We start from the raw sequence: 21,277 nt of genomic DNA on the forward strand, positions 1-21,277 counted from the left end.
CTCAGGCCCGGCCGCTGCGCCACCAGGGGCGCCAGCGCCGGATCGCGGGACAGATGGGCGTTCACCAGGGTCGGGTCGGCGCCCAGGTCGAACACCCGGCGCACCCGGGCGATGACCTGCGGCAGCACCTGCAGCCGCGGGAACTGCGCGCGCACCTCCAGGGTCTCGCCCGCCCCCAGGGAGACGCTCACCCGCCCCAGATCGGCGCCGATCCGCAGGGTCCGTTCATAGCGCCCCCCCGCCACCTGCTCGACGCCGGGAACCGCGCGCAGGGCCAGGAAGTCCAGCATGGCGGGCCAGTCATAGGGGGCGCGATAGGCCAGCCGCAGGGTGACGGTCCCGCCGCCTGCCCCGCTGACCTCGGTCCGCCGGGCGCGGCGCAGGTCCCCCGGGGGCCGGGCGAACAGCTGCTGAAAGGTCTCGTTGAACCGCCGCACGCTGCCAAAGCCCGCCGCCAGCGCCACCTCGCCCATGGGCAGGGCGGTGTCGTGGATGAGTTGCTTGGCCAGCAGCACCCGCCGGGTCTGGGCCACGGCCACGGGAGAGGCGCCCAGATGGGCCTTGAACAGCCGGCGCAGCTGGCGTCCGCCGACGCCCAGCCGGTCCCCCAGGGCCTCGACGTCGCCGTCGTCCAGGGCGCCCTCCTCGATCAGCGCCAGGGCGCGGGCTACGGTGTTCGACGTGCCCCGCCACGAACCCAGGTCCGGCGAGGTCTCAGGCCGGCAGCGCAGGCAGGGCCGGAAGCCGGCCTCCTGGGCGGCGGCGGCCGAGGGATAGAAGCTCACATTGCGCCGCAGCGGCGTCCGCGCCGGGCAGATCGGCCGGCAATAGACCCCGGTGGAGCGCACGCCCACGAAGATCTTCCCGTCCAGGCGGGCGTCGCGCATCGAAAAGGCGCGGTAGCAGGCGTCGTCATCCAGATCCATGGCGGCGACCATCGCGCCGACGCACAGCTATGTCTCGCGGTTTTCGGACATGCAGTCCCGGGCTCCAGCGGTTTTCGGACCCCACCTTGCGCCGCGCCCCGTGGGGAGGCCGGCGAATTTTGAGCCTTTTCAACTTTTATTAGGTGCGCTGCAGCATAATCCGGAATGCGCTGAGGAGCCGCAGGGATGGATGTCGTCGCCCGCAACAATGTGATCTTTCGTGGCCGCGGCGCCGCCACCTTCCTGTTCGCCCACGGCTTCGGCTGCGACCAGAACATGTGGCGCCACGTCGCCCCCGCCTTTGACCAGCTGGGTATGGTCGGCCTGTTCGATCATGTGGGCGCAGGCCTTTCCGACGCCAGCGCCTATGATCCCGAAAAGTACGCCACCCTCCACGGCTACGCGGCCGACGTGATCGAGATCTGCGACAGCCAGGGTCTGAAGGACGTCACCTTCGTCGGCCATTCGGTCAGCGCCACCATCGGTGTGCTGGCCGCCGTGGCCCGCCCGGACTTGTTTTCCGCCCTCGTCCTGGTCTGCCCCTCCCCGCGGTACGCCAACACCGACACCTATGTGGGCGGGTTCAATGAGACCGATATCGACGAACTCCTGGACCTGATGGACAAGAACCATCTGGACTGGTCGGCCCTGATGGCCCCCATGGTCATCGGCCCGGACAATGCCCCGGAGCTCCAGGACGAGTGGCGCGACAGCGTCTGCCGGGCCGATCCGGAGATCGCCAAGGCCTTCGCCAACCTCACCTTCCGCTCCGACCACCGGGCCGACTATCGGAAGGTGATCACGCCGACCCTGCTGATCGAATGCAGCGACGACGCCTTGGCGCCGGCCGAGGTGGGCGCCTATGTCCAGGCGGCGATCGTCGGCAGCCAGCGCCACATCCTGAACGCCAGCGGCCACTGCCCGCACATGAGCGCGCCGGCCGAAGTGATCCGCGCCATCAAGGCGTGTGTCGCCGACCAGGGCGGCCGTCGGGCCGCCTGAACTCGTGACGCATTCAGCCCCCGCCGCCGATACTGAGGATCTTCTCGATCTCCTGCCTTGCGGCCTGTTGCACCTCGGCGCCGACTTCGAGATCCTGTCGGCCAACGCCTATTTCCTGGACCTGATCGGCGCCAGCCAGTCCGATCTGGACCGCGGGATGAAGCTTCATCACCTGCTCAGCGTGGCCGGGCGCATCTTCCTGCAGACCCGTCTGCAGCAGCAACTGGCCCTGGCCGGGCGCCTGGAGGAGCTGGCCCTCGACATCATCCGCGCCGATGGCGTCCGGGTGCCGGTCATGCTCAACGCCGTCCAGCCGCCGGACGCCGACGGCCGGCCCGGCGACATCCGCATCGCCCTGTGGCGGGCGGTCAGCAAGCGCGCCTATGAGGCCGAAGTCCCCAAGGCCCGCCAGGCCGCCCAGGAGGCGGTGCAGGTCAAGGCCGACTTCCTGGCCAATGTCAGCCATGAGATCCGCACGCCGCTCAATGGGGTGATCGCCGTCGCCGGCGTCCTGCGCCGCACGGCCCTGGCGCCCGATCAGCTGGAGATGGTCGAGATCATCCAGTCCTCCGGCGCCATGCTCGAGCGACTGGTGTCCGACATCCTCGACCTGTCCAAGGTGCAGGCCGGCGGCCTGGCCCTGGAGGTGAGGCCCTTCGACCTCATGGGCGAGATCGGCGGGGTGATCGACATGGCCCGGCTGCGCGCCCGCGAGAAGGGGATCGCCTTCCATCTGGACTGCGCCGACGGGGTGGAAGGCCGCTATCTGGGGGACTCCGTCCGCCTCAAGCAGATCCTCGGCAACCTCACCGCCAACGCCCTCAAGTTCACCGAACAGGGCGAGGTGCGCCTGGCCCTGGCCCGGACATTCGAGGGCCAGCTGGAGTTACAGGTAAGCGACACAGGGGTCGGCTTCGACGAAGAGGTGGGGGACACCCTGTTCCGCCGCTTCCAGCAGGCCGATTCCGGCATCACCCGGCGCTTCGGCGGGACCGGCCTTGGCCTTTCAATCACCAAGGCCCTGGTCGACCTCATGGGCGGAACCATCACCGCCCGCTCCCGCCTGGGCGAGGGAAGCCAGTTCATCGCCAGCCTCCCCCTGCCCCAGGTCGAGGCCTTGCCCGACCTCCCGCGAACGGAGCCCCCCGCCGCCGCGCCCACCGAGTCCCCAGCCAGCCTGCGGATCCTGCTGGTCGAGGACAATCCCACCAACCAGCGCGTGGTGCAGATGATCCTGGCGCCCTTCGACATCGACCTGACCCTGGCCGACAACGGGGCCCTGGGGGTCGAGGCGTGGCGCCAGGGCCGGTTCGACCTGATCCTGATGGACATGCAGATGCCGGTCATGGACGGGCTGACCGCCATCGCCGAAATCCGCAGGGTCGAGCGGGCAGAACCCCACCGCGGCCGAATCCCGATCGCCATGCTCAGCGCCAATGCGATGGAGCATCATCGCCAGCAATCGGTTCAGGCCGGCGCCGATCTGCACCTGTCCAAGCCGATCACCCCGGAGCGGCTGCTGGGGGGGATAGACCAGGCGCTGACCCTTGCTGCGGCGCCGGCGGAGGCCTCGAAGGAAACAGGTCGGGCCATCGCCTGACCCCATCGGCCATCGGCGCAAACACGGGCGATACCTCGACGTCACCCAGATCGGGCGCCCGCCGTCATGGGATTGTGCGGCGCACGCGCTAAGGGATCGGCGCTGGCCCGGGACGTGAACCGCAGGTTGAGCCTGCGCTTGCCTTGGGCGCCTCGCTCCCTTAACTGACGGTGAAAGGGCCAGTCTGCACGTCGGGTGCAACCGACGGACGGATTTTTTTGAGCAACGCACGAACACTCAGGCCCAGATGACTCCCATGCAAGGTTCGACTGTCATGGACGCCCGCCAAGCCGAGGCCGCCAAGGGCGCCCTCACGCCCGGCCTCTCCGCCGAGACCCTCACCCACCTCCAGCGCTTGGAGGCGGAGAGTATTCACATCATGCGCGAGGTGGTGGCCGAGGCCGAACGCCCGGTGATGCTGTACTCCATCGGCAAGGACTCCGCGGTGATGCTTCACCTGGCGGCCAAGGCCTTCTACCCCTCCAAGCCGCCCTTCCCGCTGATGCACGTGGACACGACCTGGAAGTTCCGGGCCATGTACGAAATGCGCGAGCGGATGGCCCAGAGCCTCGGCTTCGAGCTGATCGTGCACAAGAATCCGGAAGCGGTGGAGCGGGGCATCAATCCCTTCGACCACGGCTCGGCCCTGCACACCGACATGTGGAAGACCGAGGGCCTCAAGCAGGCCATGGACAAGTACGGCTTCGACGCAGCCTTCGGCGGCGCCCGCCGCGACGAGGAGAAGTCCCGCGCCAAGGAGCGCGTCTTCTCCTTCCGCTCGGCCCAGCATCGCTGGGACCCCAAGAACCAGCGCCCCGAGCTCTGGAACCTCTACAACGCCCGCAAGGCCCAGGGCGAAAGCATCCGGGTGTTCCCGATCTCCAACTGGACCGAGCTGGACATCTGGCAATACATCCACCTGGAGAACATCCCCATCGTGCCCCTCTACTTCTCGGCCGAGCGGCCGGTGGTGGAGCGCGACGGCGCCCTGATCATGGTCGATGACGCGCGCATGCCGCTCCGTCCCGGCGAGACCCCGATGATGAAGTCGGTCCGCTTCCGCACCCTCGGCTGCTATCCGCTGACCGGCGCGGTCGAGAGCACGGCGGCCACCCTCCCCGAAATCATCAAGGAAATGCTTCTCACCACCACGTCCGAGCGTCAGGGTCGCATGATCGACCACGACCAGGCCGCCTCGATGGAGAAGAAGAAGCAAGAGGGCTATTTCTGATGTCGCACCAGTCCGCCCTCATCGCCGAAGACATCGAGGCCTATCTCAAGGCCCACGAGCACAAGAGCCTGCTGCGCTTCCTGACCTGCGGGTCGGTGGACGACGGCAAGTCGACCCTGATCGGCCGGCTGCTCTACGACTCGAAGATGATCTTCGAAGACCAGATGGCCGCCCTGGAGGCCGATTCCAAGAAGGTCGGCACCCAAGGGGGCGATATCGACTTCGCCCTGCTGGTGGACGGCCTGGCGGCTGAGCGGGAACAGGGCATCACCATCGATGTGGCCTACCGCTTCTTCTCCACCGACACGCGCAAGTTCATCGTCGCCGACACGCCGGGCCACGAACAATATACGCGCAACATGGTCACCGGCGCCTCCATGGCCGACGCGGCCATCATCCTGATCGATGCGCGCAAGGGCGTGCTGACCCAGACCCGGCGGCACTCCTACCTCGTCTCGCTGCTGGGCATCCGCCACGTGGTCCTGGCCATCAACAAGATGGACCTGGTGGGCTGGAGCCAGGAGGTGTTCGACACGATCCTGGCCGAGTATCACGACTTCGCCGCCCAGATCGGCATCCGCGACTTCACCGCCATCCCGATGTCGGCGCTCAAGGGCGACAACATCACCGAGCAGAGCGACAAGGCCCCCTGGTACAAGGGGCCGGCCCTGCTGCCGCACCTGGAGGCCCTCGATGTCGAGGACGACCTGCGGGAAAAGCCCTTCCGCATGCCGATCCAGTGGGTGAACCGCCCGGACCTGGACTTCCGCGGCTTCGCCGGCCTGATCGCCACCGGGACCATCGCGCCCGGCGACAAGGTCAAGGCCCTGCCCTCGGGGCGCGAAAGCACCGTGGCGCGCATCGTCACCATGACCGGCGACCTGCCCCGCGCGGTGGCCGGCCAGTCTGTGACCATCACGCTCACCGATGAGATCGACGTCAGCCGCGGCGATGTCCTCTCCATCGCCGGCCAGCCGCCGGAAGTGGCCGACCAGTTCGAGAGCACCATCGTCTGGATGGACGACGAGGGCATGCTGCCCGGCCGCCCCTATCTGATGAAGATCGGAACCCGGGTCGTCGGCGCCAGCATCACCGAGCCCAAGTACAAGGTGAATGTGAACACCCTCGAACAGCTGGCCGCCAAGCGGCTGGAGCTGAACGAGATCGGCGTCTGCAACATCTCCCTCGACGCCCCCATCGCCTTTGACGCCTACAAGGACAACCACACCCTTGGCGGCTTCATCCTCATCGACCGGATCTCCAACCGGACGGTGGGCGCCGGCATGCTGCACTTCGCCCTGCGCCGCAGCCAGAACATCCACTGGCAGGCGCTTGACGTCTCCAAGGCCTCCCGCGCCGCCCAGAAGGGCCAGAAGGGCCGTGTGGTCTGGCTCACCGGCCTCTCGGGCGCCGGCAAGTCGACCATCGCCAACCTGGTCGAAAAGCGCATGCAGGCCGACGGCCGCCACACCTATCTGCTCGACGGGGACAATGTCCGCCACGGCCTGAACAAGGACCTGGGCTTCACCGAGGAGGACCGGGTGGAGAACATCCGCCGGGTCGCCGAGGTCTCCAAGCTGATGGTCGATGCGGGCCTGATCGTGCTGGTCTCCTTCATCTCGCCCTTCCGGGCCGAACGCCGGATGGCCCGCGAGTTGATGGAGGACGGCGAGTTCGTCGAGGTCTATGTGGCCACCCCCCTGGCGGTGGCCGAGCAGCGCGACGTCAAGGGACTCTACGCCAAGGCCCGGGCCGGCGAGCTGAAGAACTTCACCGGCATCGACTCCCCCTATGAGGAGCCGGAAAACGCCGAGATCACCGTCGACACCACCACCCTGACGCCCGAACAGGCGGCCGAGGACATCGTCGCCTGGCTGGCCGAAAACTAGGGTCGGCGCGACCGTCGAGATCGAAGGGCCGGACGCTGCAAAGCGCCCGGCCCTTTTTCGTTCTGGCTAGGTCAGGGTTCGCGGACGGCGGGCGTGCCCAGACCTTCGCTGGCCCGCGCCATGCGTCGGTCGAAGGTGACGAAGGCTTCGCAGTCGGCGGCGGCGCCAAGATGCAGGGCGTCGGCGAAATCCATTCCGCCTTCAGCCCAGCGCAGGGCCGCAGCCACACGCTCGGGCTCCTGCAGCGTCACATTGGCCAGCCCTGCGAAGGCGCGCAACGCCGGAATCACATCGTCTCGCGCCAGGCCATAGGCGCCGCGAAGCACCCACTCGCTCTCCAGCACGACGGTCGTCGGCACAAGGGCGAAGCGGCCGCAAAGCCGGCCGTCTCCCCAAGGTCTAGGCGTCAGGACACCCTAGTCCCTCGCCCGCCACGCCACAGTGTCGTGGTCGGGGTGCTGGTAGGAGACAATGCCCGCCAGGTGAGCCGCCGCAGCGGGCTCGTCCGTCGGGTGAACCGGCAGGGTCGCGATGTCGTCGAAATAGGGCAGTTTCGACGGCGAGGCGAGTTGCACGCTCGGCCCCACCTCGGCGGGGCGGTCGAGGGCGCCGATGGCCAGACCGACGTGCCGGTCGCCATATTCGAAGGTCAGCGGCGTGCCGCAGTCGCCACAGAATCCGCGACGCACCTTGTTTGAGCTCTGGAAGCGCCTGGGCTCGCCGCGGGTCCAGACCAGGGCCTCGACCGGCGCCTCCACAAACGGGCCAAACAGGCCCCCCATCGCCTTCTGGCACATGCGGCAGTGGCAGATGGACGCCTCGCCAAGTTCGCCGTCAACGCGGAACCGCACGGCCCCGCACTGGCATCCGCCGGTCATGCTCATCAAACCGCCTCCGTCCCAGATTGTTCGGCCCCCACTGCTGCGCAGCCTGCAAACCCGCGATCGACGAATGTTCCTTCGGTTTCCCGCCGAACTCAAGCGGCGGCGACGGAGGGGACCGACACGCTCAGCCCCCGTGGAAATGCTCCAGGGCCGCCAGGACGCGGTCTTGCACCGCCGGCGTGGGCCGGGGCGGCTCGAAGGCGCGGCCGGTGATCCGCTCGTGGGCCTCGACATAGGTCAGCGCCGTCTTCCAGATCAGCTCCGGTGGGATTTCCGGGACCTCCTCGGTGTACGGGTCGCACCGTGCGGCGACCCAGGCGCGGATCACGTCCTTGTCGAAGCTCTCCGGGCTCTCGCCGGCGGCGAGACGGCGCGGGTAGGTGTCGGCCCGCCAGTAGCGACTGGAATCGGGGGTATGGATTTCATCAGCCAGGCGGAGGGTTCCCTCGGCGTCGACGCCGAATTCGTACTTCGTATCGGCGAGGATCAGGCCGCGCTCGGCGGCCAGGGCCTGGCCCCGGGCGAACAGCGCCAGGGCGGTTTCGCTCACCTGCCGCCACTGGGCTTGGCTCAACAGGCCGCGGCCGATGATCTCGTCTGCGGTTAGCGGCGCGTCATGAGCCCCGTCGATGGCCTTGCTGGTGGGCGTGATCATCGGCGTCTCCAGCGCCTGGTTGTCGGCAAGGCCGTCGGGCAGCCGATGGCCGTACATCTCCCGCCGGCCGGCCCGGTACATGGTCAGGATCGAGGTGCTGGTCGCGCCCGCCAGATAGCCCCGCACGACGATCTCCACCGGCAGGATCTCCAGGCGCCGCCCGACGACGATATTGGGGTCGGGATAGTCCAGCACGTGGTTGGGGCAGAGGTCGGCGGTCTGCTCGAAGGCCCACCGGGCGACACTGTTCAGCACCTGACCCTTGAAGGGCACACAGCACAGCACCCGGTCGAAGGCCGACAGGCGATCGGAGGTGACCAGGATCCGCCGCCCGTCCGGCAGATCGTAGTTGTCGCGCACCTTGCCACGATAGAGGCCGGGCAGATCCGGATCGATCGCCTCGCGCAACACCTGGTGGGCGCTGGCCGCCAGCCTGGCTTCATCCATGGTGGACATGGTCGTCTCCCTAACAAGGTCAATGAGGTTTTCCAGGGACAGCCGCCCGTCCCGCGATATGGTCGCGCGCGCAGCCTGAACCGCGTTGCGCGCCCGCTGCAGGTCGTTGATCCGCGTGGCGAGCACGTCTTCCTGCAGGGCGAGCAAGGCCGGCAGATCCGGCGCCCGGCCGCTGAGGATCTGGGTGATGCGGGCCAAGGACAGGCCGAGCGACTTCAGCGTCAGCACATGGTGCAGGCGCTCTATGTCCCCTGGTCCATAGACCCGCCAGCCTGAGGCTGTCCGCCCGGGACAGACCAGGCCCTTCCTCTCATACAGGCGCAAGGCCCGCACACCGACGCCGAGGCGCCGCGCGGTTTCACTGGGACTCAGGAAGCGTTCGCTCATCCTCTGGCGTCTCCATGGGATGCGCCCACCTATGGGGCCGGACCCAGGTTCCGGCTCAAGCTCTATTTCCACCCGATCGCGTCTGCGTCGAGTCGATCAGCCGCAGCCCCTGCGAGCGCCGCCGCCTCGCTTGCGCCGTGATCGCGACGGAAAGAGCGGGCTCGTCCGTGAGACCAGACAAGGGTGGTCTCCCCGCCGCCCAGGTCAGCATCAGGATACAGCGTTTTGCGTCTCGCTTCCCACCGTCCCCCCGCCGCCCGCCTGCGGGCCAACCTCCTCGCCGGCGTGGCCCTGGCCAGCCTGTCCACGGCCGCATTCGCCCAGGAGGTCGACGACCAACCCTATGACGATGTCGAGGTGCAGGAGCTGGTGGTCAGCGGCGCCCGGCAGGCCGGGTCGGTGATCGGCGATATCACCCCGGAACTGACCCTCTCGCCGCAGGAGATCCGCGCCTATGGGGCCTCCAGCGTCAGCGAGCTGCTGGAGGCGCTGGCCCCGCAGCTCGGCAGCGGCCAGGGGGGCGGGCGCCCGGTCATCTTGATCAATGGCGGCCGCATCTCGGGCTTCGCCGAAATTCGCGACCTCCCCACTGAAGCCATCGCCCGGGTCGAGATCCTGCCCGAGGAGTTGTCCCTGAAGTACGGCTATCCCGCCGAACAGAAGGTGGTGAACATGGTGCTGCGGCCCCGGTTCCGCGCCACCCTGGTCGAGGGTACGGCGACCTCCCCCACCCAGGCCGGTGGCGGCGAGACCCTGGGCGCCCACGGCGCCCGCCTCGACATCCTGGAAGGCCGGCGGCTGACCCTGGACGCCAAGGCCAACACCACCGACTCCATCGAGGAGAGCGACCGCGACATCACCGGCGGCGAAGGCGCCTTCCGCTCCCTCCAGGCGCAGTCCAACGATGTGAGCCTCAACGCCGTCTTCGCCAAGCCCCTGGACAACGGCGTCTCCTTCTCGGTGAACGGGCTGTTCGAGGCCAGCGAGAGCGAGTCCCGCCAGGGCCTGTCGCCCTTCGGCCCTGAGGCCCAGCTGCGGAACACCCAGTCCCAGACCGGCAAGCTCGCGGCCTCGGCGGCCGGCGCCCTGGCCGGCTGGCAATGGTCAACCACCGGCGAGATCGAGCGCGGCGAGACCGAGACTGACACCGACCGGGCCTCGGGCGGCGCGGCCTTCCTCGACACCTCCCGCACGCTCAGCACCTCGGCCCAGGCCGACCTGGTGCTGAACCGCGCGCTCTGGGCGCTGCCGGCCGGCCAGGTCAGCACGGCTCTCACCGCCCGGGCCTCGGCGATCGAGCTGGAGAGCGAGGCCACCCGCCTCGGCGTCGATCAGTCCAGCGACCTGTCGCGGACCGTCGGCGAACTGCGGAGCAATTTCGACATTCCCCTGACCCGGGCCGGGGAAGGCCTGGGCGAGCGGATCGGCCGCCTGTCCGGCAACCTGAATTTCGGCGTCGAACAGGTCTCCGACTTCGGCGCCCTGGAGACCTATGGCTATGGGCTGAACTGGCGCCCCACCCCGGAGATCCGTGTGCTGGGCTCCTTCAGCCGCAGCGGCGAGGCGCCGACCATCAATCAGCTGGGCGACCCCGTCACCGTGACCACGGGCGTGCGGGTCTTCGACCTGACCCGTGGGGAAACCGCCGAGGTCACCCGCACCTCCGGCGGGATCGCCGATCTCGACGCCGGCGAGAAGGACGTCTTCAAGCTGGGGGTCACCTATGAGCCCTTCGACGAGATCAATCTGCGCCTGCAGGCCAACTACGTCTCCAGCCGCACCCATGACGCCATCGTCGCCTTCCCGTCGGCCTCCACCCAGGTGGAGGCGGCCTTCCCCGATCGCTTCACCCGCGACGCCTCGGGCGCCCTCGTGGCCATCGACGCGCGGCCGGTGAACTTCGCGCTCCAGGCCCGAGACGAGGTGCGCTGGGGCCTGACCTATTCGCGGCAGGTGGGCACGACGCCTACGGCCGACCAGCGGGCGGAGATGCGTCGCCGGTTCGAGGCGGCCCGTCCTGCGGCGGCGGCCGGAACGCAGGCCGAGGGCGGCGCGCCGGCCTCGGCCGAACGTCCCCCCGGGGACGAAGGCCCGCCTGATGGCCCGCCGCCCGGAGAGGGCGCCGGGCCGGGCGGACCTCCCGGCGGCGGCCCCATGGGCGGCGGGCGTGGCGGGCCAGGCGGCGGCGGGGGCTTTGGCGGCTTCGGCGGCGGCCCGCGCAGCGGCGTGTTCCAGGTCGGCCTCTATCACACCTACGCCTTCCGCGATGAGGTTCAGATCGCACCGGGCCTGCCGACCCTCGACCTGCTCGACGGCGCAGCCCTGGGCTCCGGCGGCGGCTCGCCCCGCCACGAGGTCGAGCTGCAGGCCAACTATTCCAAGTCCGGCCTCGGCGTCTCCATGGACGCCAACTGGCAGAGCGCCACCCGGATCGACGGCGGCGCGACCGGCGATGATCTGAAGTTCTCCGACTTCGCCACGGTGGATCTGCGGCTGTTCGCCGACCCCGGCATGCAGCGCTGGGCGCGGCAGTACACCTGGCTGCGCGGCGCCCGGGCGACCCTGTCGATCGAGAACGTCTTCGACAGCCGCCAGCAGGTGCGCACCGCCGATGGCGTGGTGCCCATCACCTACCAGCCCGACCTGATGGACCCGGTGGGCCGCACCGTCCGCCTGACCGTGCGCAAGCTGATCTTCTGATCGCGACACTACCGTGGATCGTGCCGCCTCCTGATGGTAACCTCTGCCTGTAACAGGCAGCGGTTTATGCATGCGCGCGCTCCTAGGGCCCCTCGTCGTGCTGTTCATGAGCGCCGGCGCACAATCAGCCTCGGCGGCCGCCTGCCTCACCCAGGGCGACCCTCGCGCCGCGCCGATCGCCACCGACGATGCGGCGATCAGCGCGCCGATCATGGTTCACCTTTCCCTCTGGCTCACCATGATGGCGGACCGGGACTTCGAGGCTCAAATGGCCAAGGTGGCTGCGGGCTGCGACCGCGTCGGCTTCAAGGCGGGGCGGCGCGACTACACCTTGTCCGGGGAAAACAGCGACCAGGCCCTGCCCCGGGTGGCGACGACCCCCACGGCGAGAGCGCCCATCGCCTACCTGACACCTGTCACAGACTTCACGACGGCCATGACGCCAGGGCATTCCGGGCCAGCCCCCATCTCCGGCTATGCGCTCCTGACGGCCCTGAGCGGCGAGCACACCGCCTGGCGGATCTATGACCACGTCCCGCCTGACGAGACCCTCGCCCGCGACATGGCCGACGCCCTCGCCCAGAAAATCCGCCCTCTCATGAGGTGGCGCGACGGCAAGGTCGAGATCATCGTCCCAGGGGGGTGAGCCAAGGCGCCGCCCGACGCCCTCGAACGCCCTAGAACGCCAGGACGATCTTGCCGAAGTGCTCGCCGCCGGCCATGGCGGCGAAGGCCGCGCGCGCCTCGGTCCAGGGGAAGACCTTGTCCACTACGGGCTGGATCTGATGCAGCGCGATGGCCTTGCACATGGCCTCGAACATGTCGCGGGAGCCGACGAACACGCCCTGCATCCGCGCCGCATTGCCGATCAGGACGGCCGGGTTGATGCCGGCCCCGCCCTGGGCCACCACGCCGATGATGGCGATATGGCCGCCGATGCGGACAGCCTTCAGGCTCTGGTCGATGGTGCCCTGGCCGCCCACCTCCATGATGAAGTCGGCACCGACGCCACCGGTCGCCTCGCGCACCGGCTTGGACCATTCCGGCGTCTGGCGATAGTTCACCAGGTGGTCGGCGCCCATGGCCTGGGCGCGGCCCAGCTTGTCGTCCGAGGACGAGGTGATCAGGGTCCGCAGGCCCGCGGCCTTGGCGAACTGCAGGCCGAAGATCGACACCCCGCCGGTGCCCTGCAGGACCACCGTGTCGCCCGGTGACAGGTCGCCATCCTCGAACATGGCCCGCCAGGCGGTCAGGGCCGCGCACGGCAGGGTCGCCACCTGATGGTCAGTGAGAAAGTCCGGAACCTTCGACACCCCCTCCTGGCTGAACACCGCCAGTTCGCGGCCCGCGCCGGGGATGGGCGAGCCCAGGGCGGTCATCGCCTTTTCCAGGGTTGGCGGTCCCGAGATCCAGCCCTGGAAGAACATGGTCGCCACCCGGTCACCCACCTTCACCCGAGTCACGCCTCCGCCGACGGCCTCGATCACCCCGCAGCCGTCGGAGAACGGGGTCAGGGTTTCGGCCTTCGACGACCCGCGCCCGTACATCCCATTGATCATCATCAGGTCGCGATAGTTCAGCGACACCGCCTTCATGCGGACCAGGACCTCCCCATGGCCCGGCGTCGGATCGGGCGCCTCGATGATCGTCAGATGGTCAGGCCCCCAGGGGGCGGCGGCTTGCAGGGCGCGCATCGTTTCAATCTCCCGTGTTTTCCCCAGTGTCACCGCCGGACCCTGGGGCATTCAAGGGCGCTTGGGATATAAGGAGGCATGACCGCCCCTCGCCTGCTGCTCTGCGGCTTCGGCAGTTTCCCTGCCGCCCCGCTCAATCCGTCCGCCGCCGTCATCGCCACCCTGGCCCGGGAGGCCTGGGCGCCGCCGGGGGCGGAGGTCGACTATCTGACCCTGCCGGTCCAATGGCAGGGGGCGGCCGAGACCATCCTGCGGCAGGTGCAGGACAGGCCTGCAGACGGCGTCCTGGTGGTGGGCGTGGCGGTGGAGGCCGAGACCTTCCGGGTCGAGACTCAGGGGCGCAACTGCGCCAGCCGCGACCGCCCCGACCAGGCCGGCCGGGTCTGGGGCTCGCCCCTCGTGGCCGATGCGGGCGAGGAGGTGATCGCCGCCACCGCGCCCTGCCAGGCCATGGCCTCGGCCCTGGAGACCGAGGGCCTGCCGGTCGCCCTGTCGGAAGACGCGGGCGACTATCTCTGCAACTTCACCCTCTACCGGCTGCTGCACGCCAAGGCCGCCCCGCGGGTCGGCTTCCTGCACGTGCCCCAGGCCCGGGAATGCGCGGCGGCCGCCGCCTTCGACCTCGCCCAGATCCGCCAGGCGGTCACCGCCGCCGCCGCGGCCTTCTGCGCCGAACTCACCCGTCCAGTCGCCGAACCCCATACAGCCTGAGCGCCCCGGCCAGGCCCAGCGCCGACATGGCCGCCATGGCGAAATAGCCATAGGCGCCCACCGCGTCATAGAGCGCGCCTGAGCCGATGGTGGCCAGGCCGATCAGCAGGCCGCCGGAAAAGGCCGAGTTCACCGTCTGGGCCGCCGAGGCGTTGCCCGGCAGGGACAGCCGCTCCACCAGCTGCAGCGAGGCCATGAAGGTGGCGGCGAAGGAGAGCGCGTGCAGGGCCTGGATCGGGAACAGCAGCCAGAGCGGCGGCGACAGGGCCAATGTCCCCCACCGGACCACCGCGGCCATGCCGCCGATCACCAGCAGGCGACGGGGTCCGATGGCGCGGCGCCAGGGCTCCATGAACCAGAGGAAGCCGATCTCGATGGCCACCCCGAAGCCCCAGAGGAGTCCGGTCACGCTTTCGGGGATGCCCTGCGCCTTCCAGACCAGGGCCGAGAAGCCATAATAGAAGGCGTGGGCCGACTGGATCAGGCCAACCGAGACCACAGCCAGCATAAAGCCGCCATCGGTGAGCAGGCCCTTCAGCCCGGCCATGCGCTCGGCCAGGGGCGCGCGACCGCCCCCTTCCCGCACAGGATCGGGCGGCAACAGGAACCGGGCGCTCACCGCCGTCAGCACCGCCGCGGCGACGATCCAGATCAGCACCAGATCGGCGGGTCCCTGCACCAGCAGCACCCCCATCACCACATTGGCCAGGATGAAGGCCGCCGAGCCGATGCCCCTGGGCCAGCCATAGTTGAAGCCCTCCCGCCTCGCCCTGGCCAGCACGATCACATCGGTCAGCGGGGAGATGGTGGAGATGGCCGAGGCCGCCACGAACCAGACGGCGAACCACCACCAGAAGCCGAAGGGCGCCGCCAGCAGGATGTAGGCCACGGTGGCCACGGCCCCCATGACGATCAGCGGTGTGCGACGCAGGGCGAAACTGTCGGCCCAGACCCCGATGGCCGGCGCCGTGATCATCCGGGCCATCATCGGCGCTGACAGGATCAGGCCGATCTCGGCGCCCGAGAGGCCATGCCTGGCGAACCAGACGGGGATATAGGGCGCGCTGGCGCCGGTGCCCACGAAGATGGCCGAATAGAACAGGCCCAGACGCAAGGGCAGCGATGGCATGGCGGAGCCTGCGGACAGAGGACCTGACCGCTCTAGCTTGAGTCTAGCGCGTCCGGTAGCTGACTGGCCAATAGTCCGACGTCACCCCCTGGCAGTCGGGCATCAGGGTCTGGTGGGTCAGGGCGAAGGCCTGGCCGGTCCAGACCCAGCGGCTCAGCGCGCCACAGTCGCCCAGGCCGCGGCCCTTGTCGAAATTGGTCAGGGTCTGGGTTTCAGGGTCGAAGTCGATGTTCATCAACTCGGTCACGGGCTCACCGTTCGCATAGGGGACCTGCAGGGCCTCTACGTCGCCGCCGGCCTCGTCGGTCAGAAAGAGGCTGTAGATGACATTATAGGCCCCGCGACTGCAGACCACGCCCCAGAAGAGCTTGCCGGGCGCGAGCCGGGCGACGTCGGGCTTGATGCCCAGATCGGCGATGTCGTCGTCGCAGGCGCCGAGCCTGGCCTGAAGCGCCGCCGACGGCTGCGACGGCAGGCCGGTCTGCGCCGCGGCGGGCGCCGCCGTCACCTTCGGCAGGGCCGGCGGGGCAGGTACGCTGGAGGCCGGCGTGGACCCGCGGGCGACCAGGGCCGTCATGGTCCCGGCCCGCTTCTGCCGGTCGTCCATGAACCGCAGGGCCGCCGATGAGCCGGTCAGCGAGATGGTGGTCGCGGGATTGCGCCCCTCCTTGAGGGTCAGGTCGGAGCCCTTGGCCAGCACCGCCAGCAGGGCCGCGCTCTGCGTCGGCGTCAGTTGCGTCAGCCGCCGCTCGGGATCGGTGTCGATCGGCGTCGCGGGCACGGCGGCGAGGCCCCTGGGCGTCACCCCATCCACCGCCAGGGCCAGGCTGGTGGCCGCCGTGCCGGCCGTGACCAGGTCGATGACCGGCGCATCGGCAGGGCCTGCGCCGCGGGTCACCCGCAGAAAGCCCGAACTGCCGATCTCCCCCAGTTCGCCAAAGCCGAAGGCCGTGCAGACGCGGGCGTTGTCGCAGACCACGCTCCAGGCGCCGAAGCTGCCGCTGTCGGCCAGGGCCGGGCCGCCAGCGGCCCAGGCGAGCGCCGCAACTCCGAGCGCCGCAGCTCCCAGCGCGATGTTCCGCAAGCCCATCCTTGATCTCCTGGCGTCGCCCTACGATTCGCCTGCAGGGTGGCGCCGGACGATGCAGGCGTCACTATTGATGGCCTCGGTCATAACGCAGGAGCCTGCAATGGGTGTCGAACGCATCTGGCTGGGTCTGGCCGCCCTCGGCGGTCTGCTGGCCGTGGCCATCGGGGCGTTCGGGGCGCATGGGGTGGCCGATCCCCAGGCCAAGGCCTGGATGGACACCGGCGCCACCTATCTGATGCTGCACAGCCTGGCGGTGTTCGCCGCCGCCTTCGTCGCCGCCCGCGGATCACGGTTGGCCAGAGCTGCGCCGCCGCTGTTCCTGGCCGGCGGGCTGATCTTCTGCGGGACCCTGTTCGCCATGGCCATGGGCGCCCCGCGCATCCTGGGTGCGGTGACCCCCATCGGCGGCCTGCTGTTCATGGGCGGCTGGGTGGTTCTGGCCATCGCGGCCATGGCCAAGCCCGCCGCCAGCTAGACCCTGGCGCCGCGCGGCAGGGCCATGAACCGCAGCACCAGGGCGGAGCCCGCCAGGGCGAGCGCCATGGTCACCGCCATGGGCGCGGGCGTACCGTCATAGGCTAGGCCCGTCAGGCTGGCGGCCACGGCGCCGACCCCGAACGAGGCCCCGCCCATCAGGGCCGAGACCGAGCCTGACCGGCTGGGATCGACGCTGAGCGCCCCGGCCATGGTGTTGCCCTGGATGAAGCCATAGGTGGACAGGATCAGGAACAGCAGCGGCAGCACGGTCCAGCGCTCGCCAAGCCCGGTCACCGCCGCCAGGGCCAGCAGGGCGCCGAAGCCCACGGCGATCAGGCTGGCCCGGGCCAGCACCTGGTCGGGGCCGGCATATTTCAGCAGGTAGCGGTTGGCCTGGCTGGCGCCGATCACCCCGGCGGCGTTCAGGCCAAAGACCCAGCCGAAATTGGCCGAGGAGATGCCATAGACCTCGATCAGCAGCACCGGCGAGGCGGCGATATAGGTGAAGAGGGTCGCCCCGTTCAGCGCGCCGGCCAGGGCGTAGCCCACCAGCCGCCTCTGCCGCAGCAGGGCGCGGAAGGCGGCGAAGGGATTCTCGGCCCGGGCCTGGGCGGCGGTTGTCTCCGAACGGCTCTCCTCCAGGCGGAACAGGGCGAAGGCGCCGACCACCAGGGCGAAGACCACCAGCACCCAGAAGATGGCCCGCCAGCCGGCCACCTGCAGGATCAGCCCGCCCAGCAGGGGCGCCACGATGGGCGCGATGCCCATGATCAGCATCAGCAGGGACAGCATGCGGGCCGTCTCGGTGTGGTCGAAGCGGTCGCGGACGATGGCCCGGGCCACCACCCCGCCGGCGCAACCGCCCAGGGCCTGGACGAAGCGGGCGGCGATCAGCATTTCCGGCGTGGTCGACAGGGCGCAGGCCACGGTCGCGGCCAGATAAACTGCGATGCCGGCCAGGATCGGCCCGCGCCGCCCGAACCGGTCCGAGGCTGGCCCATAGATGAACTGGCCGATGGCCATGCCGGCGAAAAACGCCGCCACCGTGGTCTGGGTCTGGGCCGCGCTGGTGCCCAGCGACTGACCGATCGCCGGCAGGCTGGGCAGATACATGTCGATGGACATGGGCGCGAAGGCCGTCAGCGCGCCCAACAGGATCACGAGCCCCCAGGGCGTGGGGACCGGGGCGGCGGCTTGGACTTTGGTCATGCCCCTATCTAGGGGATGGCGGCCACAGGGAAAGCCCCGGCCTTGCCTTCCCCCGGGTTATCAGCCCACTTTTCACGAAATCCCGCCCCCCTCCGGAGCCCCCCATGCCCCCCGCCCTGCCGCCGGCCCTGAAGACCCTGATGCCGCCTGTTCAGACCGCGCAGGTGAACGGGATCGAGATGGCCTATTACGAGGCCGGCCCCAAGGACGGCCCGGCCATCGTCCTGTGCCACGGCTTTCCCGAGACCGCCTTTTCCTGGCGCCATCAGATCCCGGCGCTGGCGGCGGCGGGCTACCACGTCATCGCGCCGGACCAGCGGGGCTATGGCCTGACCCCCGGCCCCGAAGCCGTGGCCGACTACGACATGGCGCATCTCACCGGCGACCTGGTGGGCCTGCTCGACCACCTTGGCCTGGAGAAGGCGGTGTTCTGCGGCCACGACTGGGGCGGCTTCGTGGTCTGGCAGATGCCCTTGATGCACCCCGAGCGCTGCGCCGGGGTCATCGGCCTCAACACCCCCTTTCTGCCCCGCTATCCGGCCGAGCCCATCTCGCTCTTCCGCCAGATCTATGGGCCGGACATGTACATCGTCTGGTTCCAGACCCCCGAGGAGCCGGACCGGGTCCTGGCCGCCGACGTGGCCAAGACCATGGCCTTCTTCATGCGCAAGCCCGCCGCCCTGCGCGAGGCCGGCGAGAAGAAGGAAGGCGGGTCGAGCTTCGCCTTCGCCCAGGCCCTGGCCGCCTATGACCCGGCGACGGACGCCAACCAGTTCCTGAGCGCCGAGGAGATGGCCGTCTTCGTAGCGCTGTTCGAGCACAGCGGCTTCACCGGCGGCATCAACTGGTATCGCAACTTCACCCGCAACTGGGCGAACGGCGCCGATCTGCCGACGCGCATCGACAACATCCCCTGCCTGATGATCATGGCCGAGAAGGATGCGGTCCTTCCCCCCTCCATGGCCGACAAGATGGGCGACCATATTTCGGACCTGGAGAAGGTCCTGGTGACCGACTCCGGGCATTGGACCCAGCAGGAGCAGCCCGACGCGGTAAACGGGCACATCCTCGACTGGATGCGGCGGCGTTTCCCGGCGTAAATAGGCGGATGGATCGCCCCTCCCCCACCGCTTCCGTCTCCTCCTATGGCCAGCGCCGCGGCCTCTATCCGGAAAATGAGCCCTTCGCCCACGGCTGGCTCCAGACCGAGAGCGAGCACGAGGTCTATTACGAGGAGTGCGGCGCCCCCGACGGCAAGCCCTGCGTGATCCTGCACGGCGGCCCCGGCGGCGCCATCAATCCGACCATGCGGCGGTTCTTCGATCCGGCGAAGTGGCGCATGGCCCTGTTCGACCAGCGGGGATGCGGCCGCTCGCACCCCAATGCGCGGCTGGAGCACAACACCACCTGGACCCTGATCGCCGACATCGAGCGCCTGCGGGTCAAGCTGGGCGTGGAGAAGTGGACCGTGTTCGGCGGCTCCTGGGGCTCGACCCTGGCGCTGGCCTACGCCATCACCCACCCAGACCGGGTCGAGGGCCTGGTCCTGCGGGGGGTCTTCCTGCTGACGCAGCGCGAACTGGGCTGGTTCTACCAGAACGGCGCCTCGATGCTGTTCCCCGACGCCTGGGAGCGGTTCCTGGCCCCCATTCCCGAGGATGAGCGCGGCGACCTGATGGGCGCCTATCACCGCAGGCTCGTCCATGCCGACCGCCGGGTCCAGTCCGAGGCCGCCACCGCCTGGAGCCAATGGGAGGGGGACACCATCTCCATCCGCGGCCCCGAAGCCCGGCCGTCCAAGTTCAACGAGGTGGACTTCGCCATCGCGTTTGCGCGGATCGAGTGCCACTTCTTCGTCAACAAGGGCTTCTTCCCGGAAGACGAATGGATCCTGAAGAATGTCGACAAGATCCGCGACATTCCCGGCTGGATCGTCCAGGGCCGCTTCGACGTGGTGACGCCGATGGACGCCGCCTGGCGGCTCAGCCGCGCCTGGCCCGAGGCGAGGCTCGACGTCGTCTGGGACGCCGGCCACGCCTCCACCGAGCCCGGCGTGGTGGACGCCCTGGTGCGCGCCACCGACGAGGCCCTGGTCGGCCGCTAGACTCTAGGTCTTGAGCGGGTTTAGCCCGATAGCTGGGTCCACAAATCGGCATGCGCTCCCGCGGGAGCTGAGGGCTCCGCCCGAAGACGAGGCCCCCATATCAGGGCATCGACGGCCAGACGCGATGACGCCTGGCCGTCGCGCGGATCAGTCCGTGACGCCGCAAGCGGCCAGCCGCTGGGCATAGGTGGGGTCGGCGAGCATGGACTCCGCAGCCGTCAGCGGGCGATTGGACACGATGAGGCGCGGACCGGACGCCGCCAGGGCCTGATAGGCGCCTGAGTCGGCGGGTGTCCGGTAAACCGCATCGGGCGTTTGCGCTCCGCCGTAGGTTCCCGACATCACCGTCACCCCAAGCGCCTCAAGCTCCGGGATGAACCGGGCGTCGACATTGGCCGGCCGAACCATGGCGATGGTGCTCGGTCCGACCAGCCCGGCGGCCTTGGCCTCCTGGAGCATTTCGCGATCAAACATGGGAATGGCGAGCACCGCGTCGGGACTCAGCGCCCTCATCGCCTTGGCCTGGCGAACCGTATAGGCGAGGAACATGACCCGGCCCTCGGCGCCGGCCTTGCTCACCTCGGCCATCAGCAGGTCGGCGTCGGTCTGTGGCTTGACGTCGAGCAGGAGCAGCGCCCGCCCATCGGCCCACTGGAGCAGGTCCGCCAGCCGAGGGGGCGAGGCGGCGATCGGCTGCCCCGTCGGATCGCGCTGCTTGAGCGTGGAGATCTGGGCCCAACGCTGCTCGGCGACGACGCCGTGACCGGTAGTGTTCCGGTCCAGCACCGCGTCATGGTTCATGAAGAGCACGTCGTCGAAGGTCTGCTGCACGTCGGTCTCGAGAAACACCGGCGCCAGCGACGTCGTATAGTCCATGGTGACGAGGGCGTTCTCCGGATGCTCGGCCAGCGGCCCGCCCCGGTGGGCGCCCACCAGGGCGACCTTCTGGTCGCGCAGGCAGGCCAGCAGCTGCGGCAGCCGTCCCTCGGCCGCCTTCAGGATGCCCGCCGCCGTGGGCGTCTTGGCGGGGCTGGCGGGGCTGGCCTGGGCGGCGCCGGCCAGGGCGATCAGGACCGCGCCGGCCAGGGCGGCGGCGCGTTGGGTCTGAGACATGGTCATTCTCCGTGGGGCGT

The 21,277-nt window shown here is 69.3% G+C and carries 19 protein-coding genes and 1 pseudogene; 10 read left to right on the forward strand and 10 right to left on the reverse strand.

The genetic code is table 11. The features are described from left to right. On the reverse strand, nt 1-926 hold a 926-nt coding region (locus Q7S93_RS06935), incomplete at its 3' end, for a bifunctional transcriptional activator/DNA repair enzyme AdaA (RefSeq protein WP_304713033.1). A 186-nt stretch (nt 927-1,112) separates the two neighbouring features. Between Q7S93_RS06935 and Q7S93_RS06940 the strand changes: the two genes are divergently transcribed. From Q7S93_RS06940 to cysN, 4 genes are all read left to right on the forward strand, one after another. Continuing rightward, nucleotides 1,113-1,928: an alpha/beta fold hydrolase gene (locus tag Q7S93_RS06940; protein WP_304713035.1), complete on the forward strand. Its 816-nt coding sequence runs from the start codon at nt 1,113-1,115 to the stop codon at nt 1,926-1,928. Between the two features lie 4 nt (nt 1,929-1,932). Beyond that, nucleotides 1,933-3,528: a PAS domain-containing hybrid sensor histidine kinase/response regulator gene (locus Q7S93_RS06945; RefSeq protein WP_304713037.1), complete on the forward strand. Its 1,596-nt coding sequence runs from the start codon at nt 1,933-1,935 to the stop codon at nt 3,526-3,528. Between the two features lie 274 nt (nt 3,529-3,802). Next, nucleotides 3,803-4,759 carry a sulfate adenylyltransferase subunit CysD gene (gene cysD, locus Q7S93_RS06950; protein WP_304713038.1) on the forward strand — a complete coding sequence of 319 codons (957 nt, stop codon included), beginning with the start codon at nt 3,803-3,805 and terminating at the stop codon, nt 4,757-4,759. Continuing rightward, nucleotides 4,759-6,648: a sulfate adenylyltransferase subunit CysN gene (gene cysN, locus Q7S93_RS06955; RefSeq protein ID WP_304713040.1), complete on the forward strand. Its 1,890-nt coding sequence runs from the start codon at nt 4,759-4,761 to the stop codon at nt 6,646-6,648. The genes cysD and cysN overlap by 1 nt, the downstream gene beginning before the upstream one ends. Before the next feature lie 71 nt (nt 6,649-6,719). On the opposite strand, the gene Q7S93_RS06960 is transcribed toward cysN, so the two are convergent. From Q7S93_RS06960 to Q7S93_RS06975, 4 genes and pseudogenes are all read right to left on the reverse strand, one after another. Continuing rightward, nucleotides 6,720-7,007 (reverse strand): type II toxin-antitoxin system VapC family toxin, encoded by a 288-nt coding sequence (locus tag Q7S93_RS06960; RefSeq protein ID WP_304713042.1) that lies wholly within the window; start codon nt 7,005-7,007, stop codon nt 6,720-6,722. Nucleotides 7,008-7,064: 57 nt separating this feature from the next. Next, the gene (locus Q7S93_RS06965; RefSeq protein WP_304713043.1) at nt 7,065-7,532 is read right to left on the reverse strand and encodes a GFA family protein; all 468 of its coding nucleotides are present in this window, start codon (nt 7,530-7,532) and stop codon (nt 7,065-7,067) included. Nucleotides 7,533-7,656: 124 nt separating this feature from the next. Further along, nucleotides 7,657-8,619 carry a phosphoribosylaminoimidazolesuccinocarboxamide synthase gene (locus Q7S93_RS06970; RefSeq protein WP_370652094.1) on the reverse strand — a complete coding sequence of 321 codons (963 nt, stop codon included), beginning with the start codon at nt 8,617-8,619 and terminating at the stop codon, nt 7,657-7,659. Between the two features lie 207 nt (nt 8,620-8,826). Then, nucleotides 8,827-9,030: pseudogene (locus tag Q7S93_RS06975) on the reverse strand (MerR family transcriptional regulator); the annotation flags it as partial. A 225-nt stretch (nt 9,031-9,255) separates the two neighbouring features. Here Q7S93_RS06975 and Q7S93_RS06980 point away from each other — a divergent pair. Continuing rightward, on the forward strand, nt 9,256-11,730 hold the full coding sequence (locus tag Q7S93_RS06980) for a TonB-dependent receptor (protein ID WP_304713044.1): 2,475 nt from the start codon (nt 9,256-9,258) through the stop codon (nt 11,728-11,730). Nucleotides 11,731-11,800: 70 nt separating this feature from the next. Then, nucleotides 11,801-12,376, forward strand: coding sequence for a hypothetical protein (locus Q7S93_RS06985; RefSeq protein WP_304713046.1), 576 nt, complete (start codon nt 11,801-11,803; stop codon nt 12,374-12,376). Nucleotides 12,377-12,407: 31 nt separating this feature from the next. On the opposite strand, the gene Q7S93_RS06990 is transcribed toward Q7S93_RS06985, so the two are convergent. Continuing rightward, the gene (locus Q7S93_RS06990) at nt 12,408-13,424 is read right to left on the reverse strand and encodes a zinc-dependent alcohol dehydrogenase family protein (RefSeq protein WP_304713047.1); all 1,017 of its coding nucleotides are present in this window, start codon (nt 13,422-13,424) and stop codon (nt 12,408-12,410) included. 78 nt (nt 13,425-13,502) lie between these two features. Here Q7S93_RS06990 and Q7S93_RS06995 point away from each other — a divergent pair, with 78 nt between their 5' ends. Continuing rightward, nucleotides 13,503-14,135: a pyroglutamyl-peptidase I family protein gene (locus tag Q7S93_RS06995; protein ID WP_304713048.1), complete on the forward strand. Its 633-nt coding sequence runs from the start codon at nt 13,503-13,505 to the stop codon at nt 14,133-14,135. Here the strand turns inward: Q7S93_RS06995 and Q7S93_RS07000 are convergent. Both Q7S93_RS07000 and Q7S93_RS07005 read right to left on the reverse strand, forming a co-directional pair. Beyond that, complete coding sequence (locus Q7S93_RS07000) at nt 14,101-15,264, reverse strand: MFS transporter (protein ID WP_304713050.1); 1,164 nt, start codon at nt 15,262-15,264, stop codon at nt 14,101-14,103. The two genes, Q7S93_RS06995 and Q7S93_RS07000, sit on opposite strands and share 35 nt — an antisense overlap. A 43-nt stretch (nt 15,265-15,307) precedes the next feature. Further along, nucleotides 15,308-16,354, reverse strand: a complete 1,047-nt coding sequence (locus Q7S93_RS07005; RefSeq protein WP_304713051.1) for a DUF1176 domain-containing protein — start codon at nt 16,352-16,354, stop codon at nt 15,308-15,310. A 100-nt stretch (nt 16,355-16,454) separates the two neighbouring features. On the opposite strand from Q7S93_RS07005, the gene Q7S93_RS07010 reads away from it, so the two are divergent. Beyond that, complete coding sequence (locus Q7S93_RS07010) at nt 16,455-16,829, forward strand: DUF423 domain-containing protein (RefSeq protein WP_304713052.1); 375 nt, start codon at nt 16,455-16,457, stop codon at nt 16,827-16,829. Here Q7S93_RS07010 and Q7S93_RS07015 read toward each other — a convergent pair. Further along, nucleotides 16,826-18,040 (reverse strand): multidrug effflux MFS transporter, encoded by a 1,215-nt coding sequence (locus tag Q7S93_RS07015; RefSeq protein WP_304713054.1) that lies wholly within the window; start codon nt 18,038-18,040, stop codon nt 16,826-16,828. The genes Q7S93_RS07010 and Q7S93_RS07015 overlap by 4 nt on opposite strands. A 104-nt stretch (nt 18,041-18,144) precedes the next feature. Here Q7S93_RS07015 and Q7S93_RS07020 point away from each other — a divergent pair, with 104 nt between their 5' ends. Then, on the forward strand, nt 18,145-19,140 hold the full coding sequence (locus tag Q7S93_RS07020; RefSeq protein ID WP_304713056.1) for an alpha/beta fold hydrolase: 996 nt from the start codon (nt 18,145-18,147) through the stop codon (nt 19,138-19,140). Between the two features lie 8 nt (nt 19,141-19,148). Further along, entirely contained in the window at nt 19,149-20,144 is a 996-nt protein-coding gene (gene pip, locus Q7S93_RS07025; RefSeq protein WP_304713058.1) for a prolyl aminopeptidase, read from the forward strand. A 147-nt stretch (nt 20,145-20,291) separates the two neighbouring features. On the opposite strand, the gene Q7S93_RS07030 is transcribed toward pip, so the two are convergent. Then, complete coding sequence (locus Q7S93_RS07030; RefSeq protein ID WP_304713060.1) at nt 20,292-21,257, reverse strand: glycerophosphodiester phosphodiesterase family protein; 966 nt, start codon at nt 21,255-21,257, stop codon at nt 20,292-20,294. Between the last annotated feature and the right edge of the window lie 20 nt (nt 21,258-21,277).

Source organism: Phenylobacterium sp., from assembly GCF_030646615.1.
Classification (GTDB): Bacteria; Pseudomonadota; Alphaproteobacteria; order Caulobacterales; family Caulobacteraceae; genus Phenylobacterium.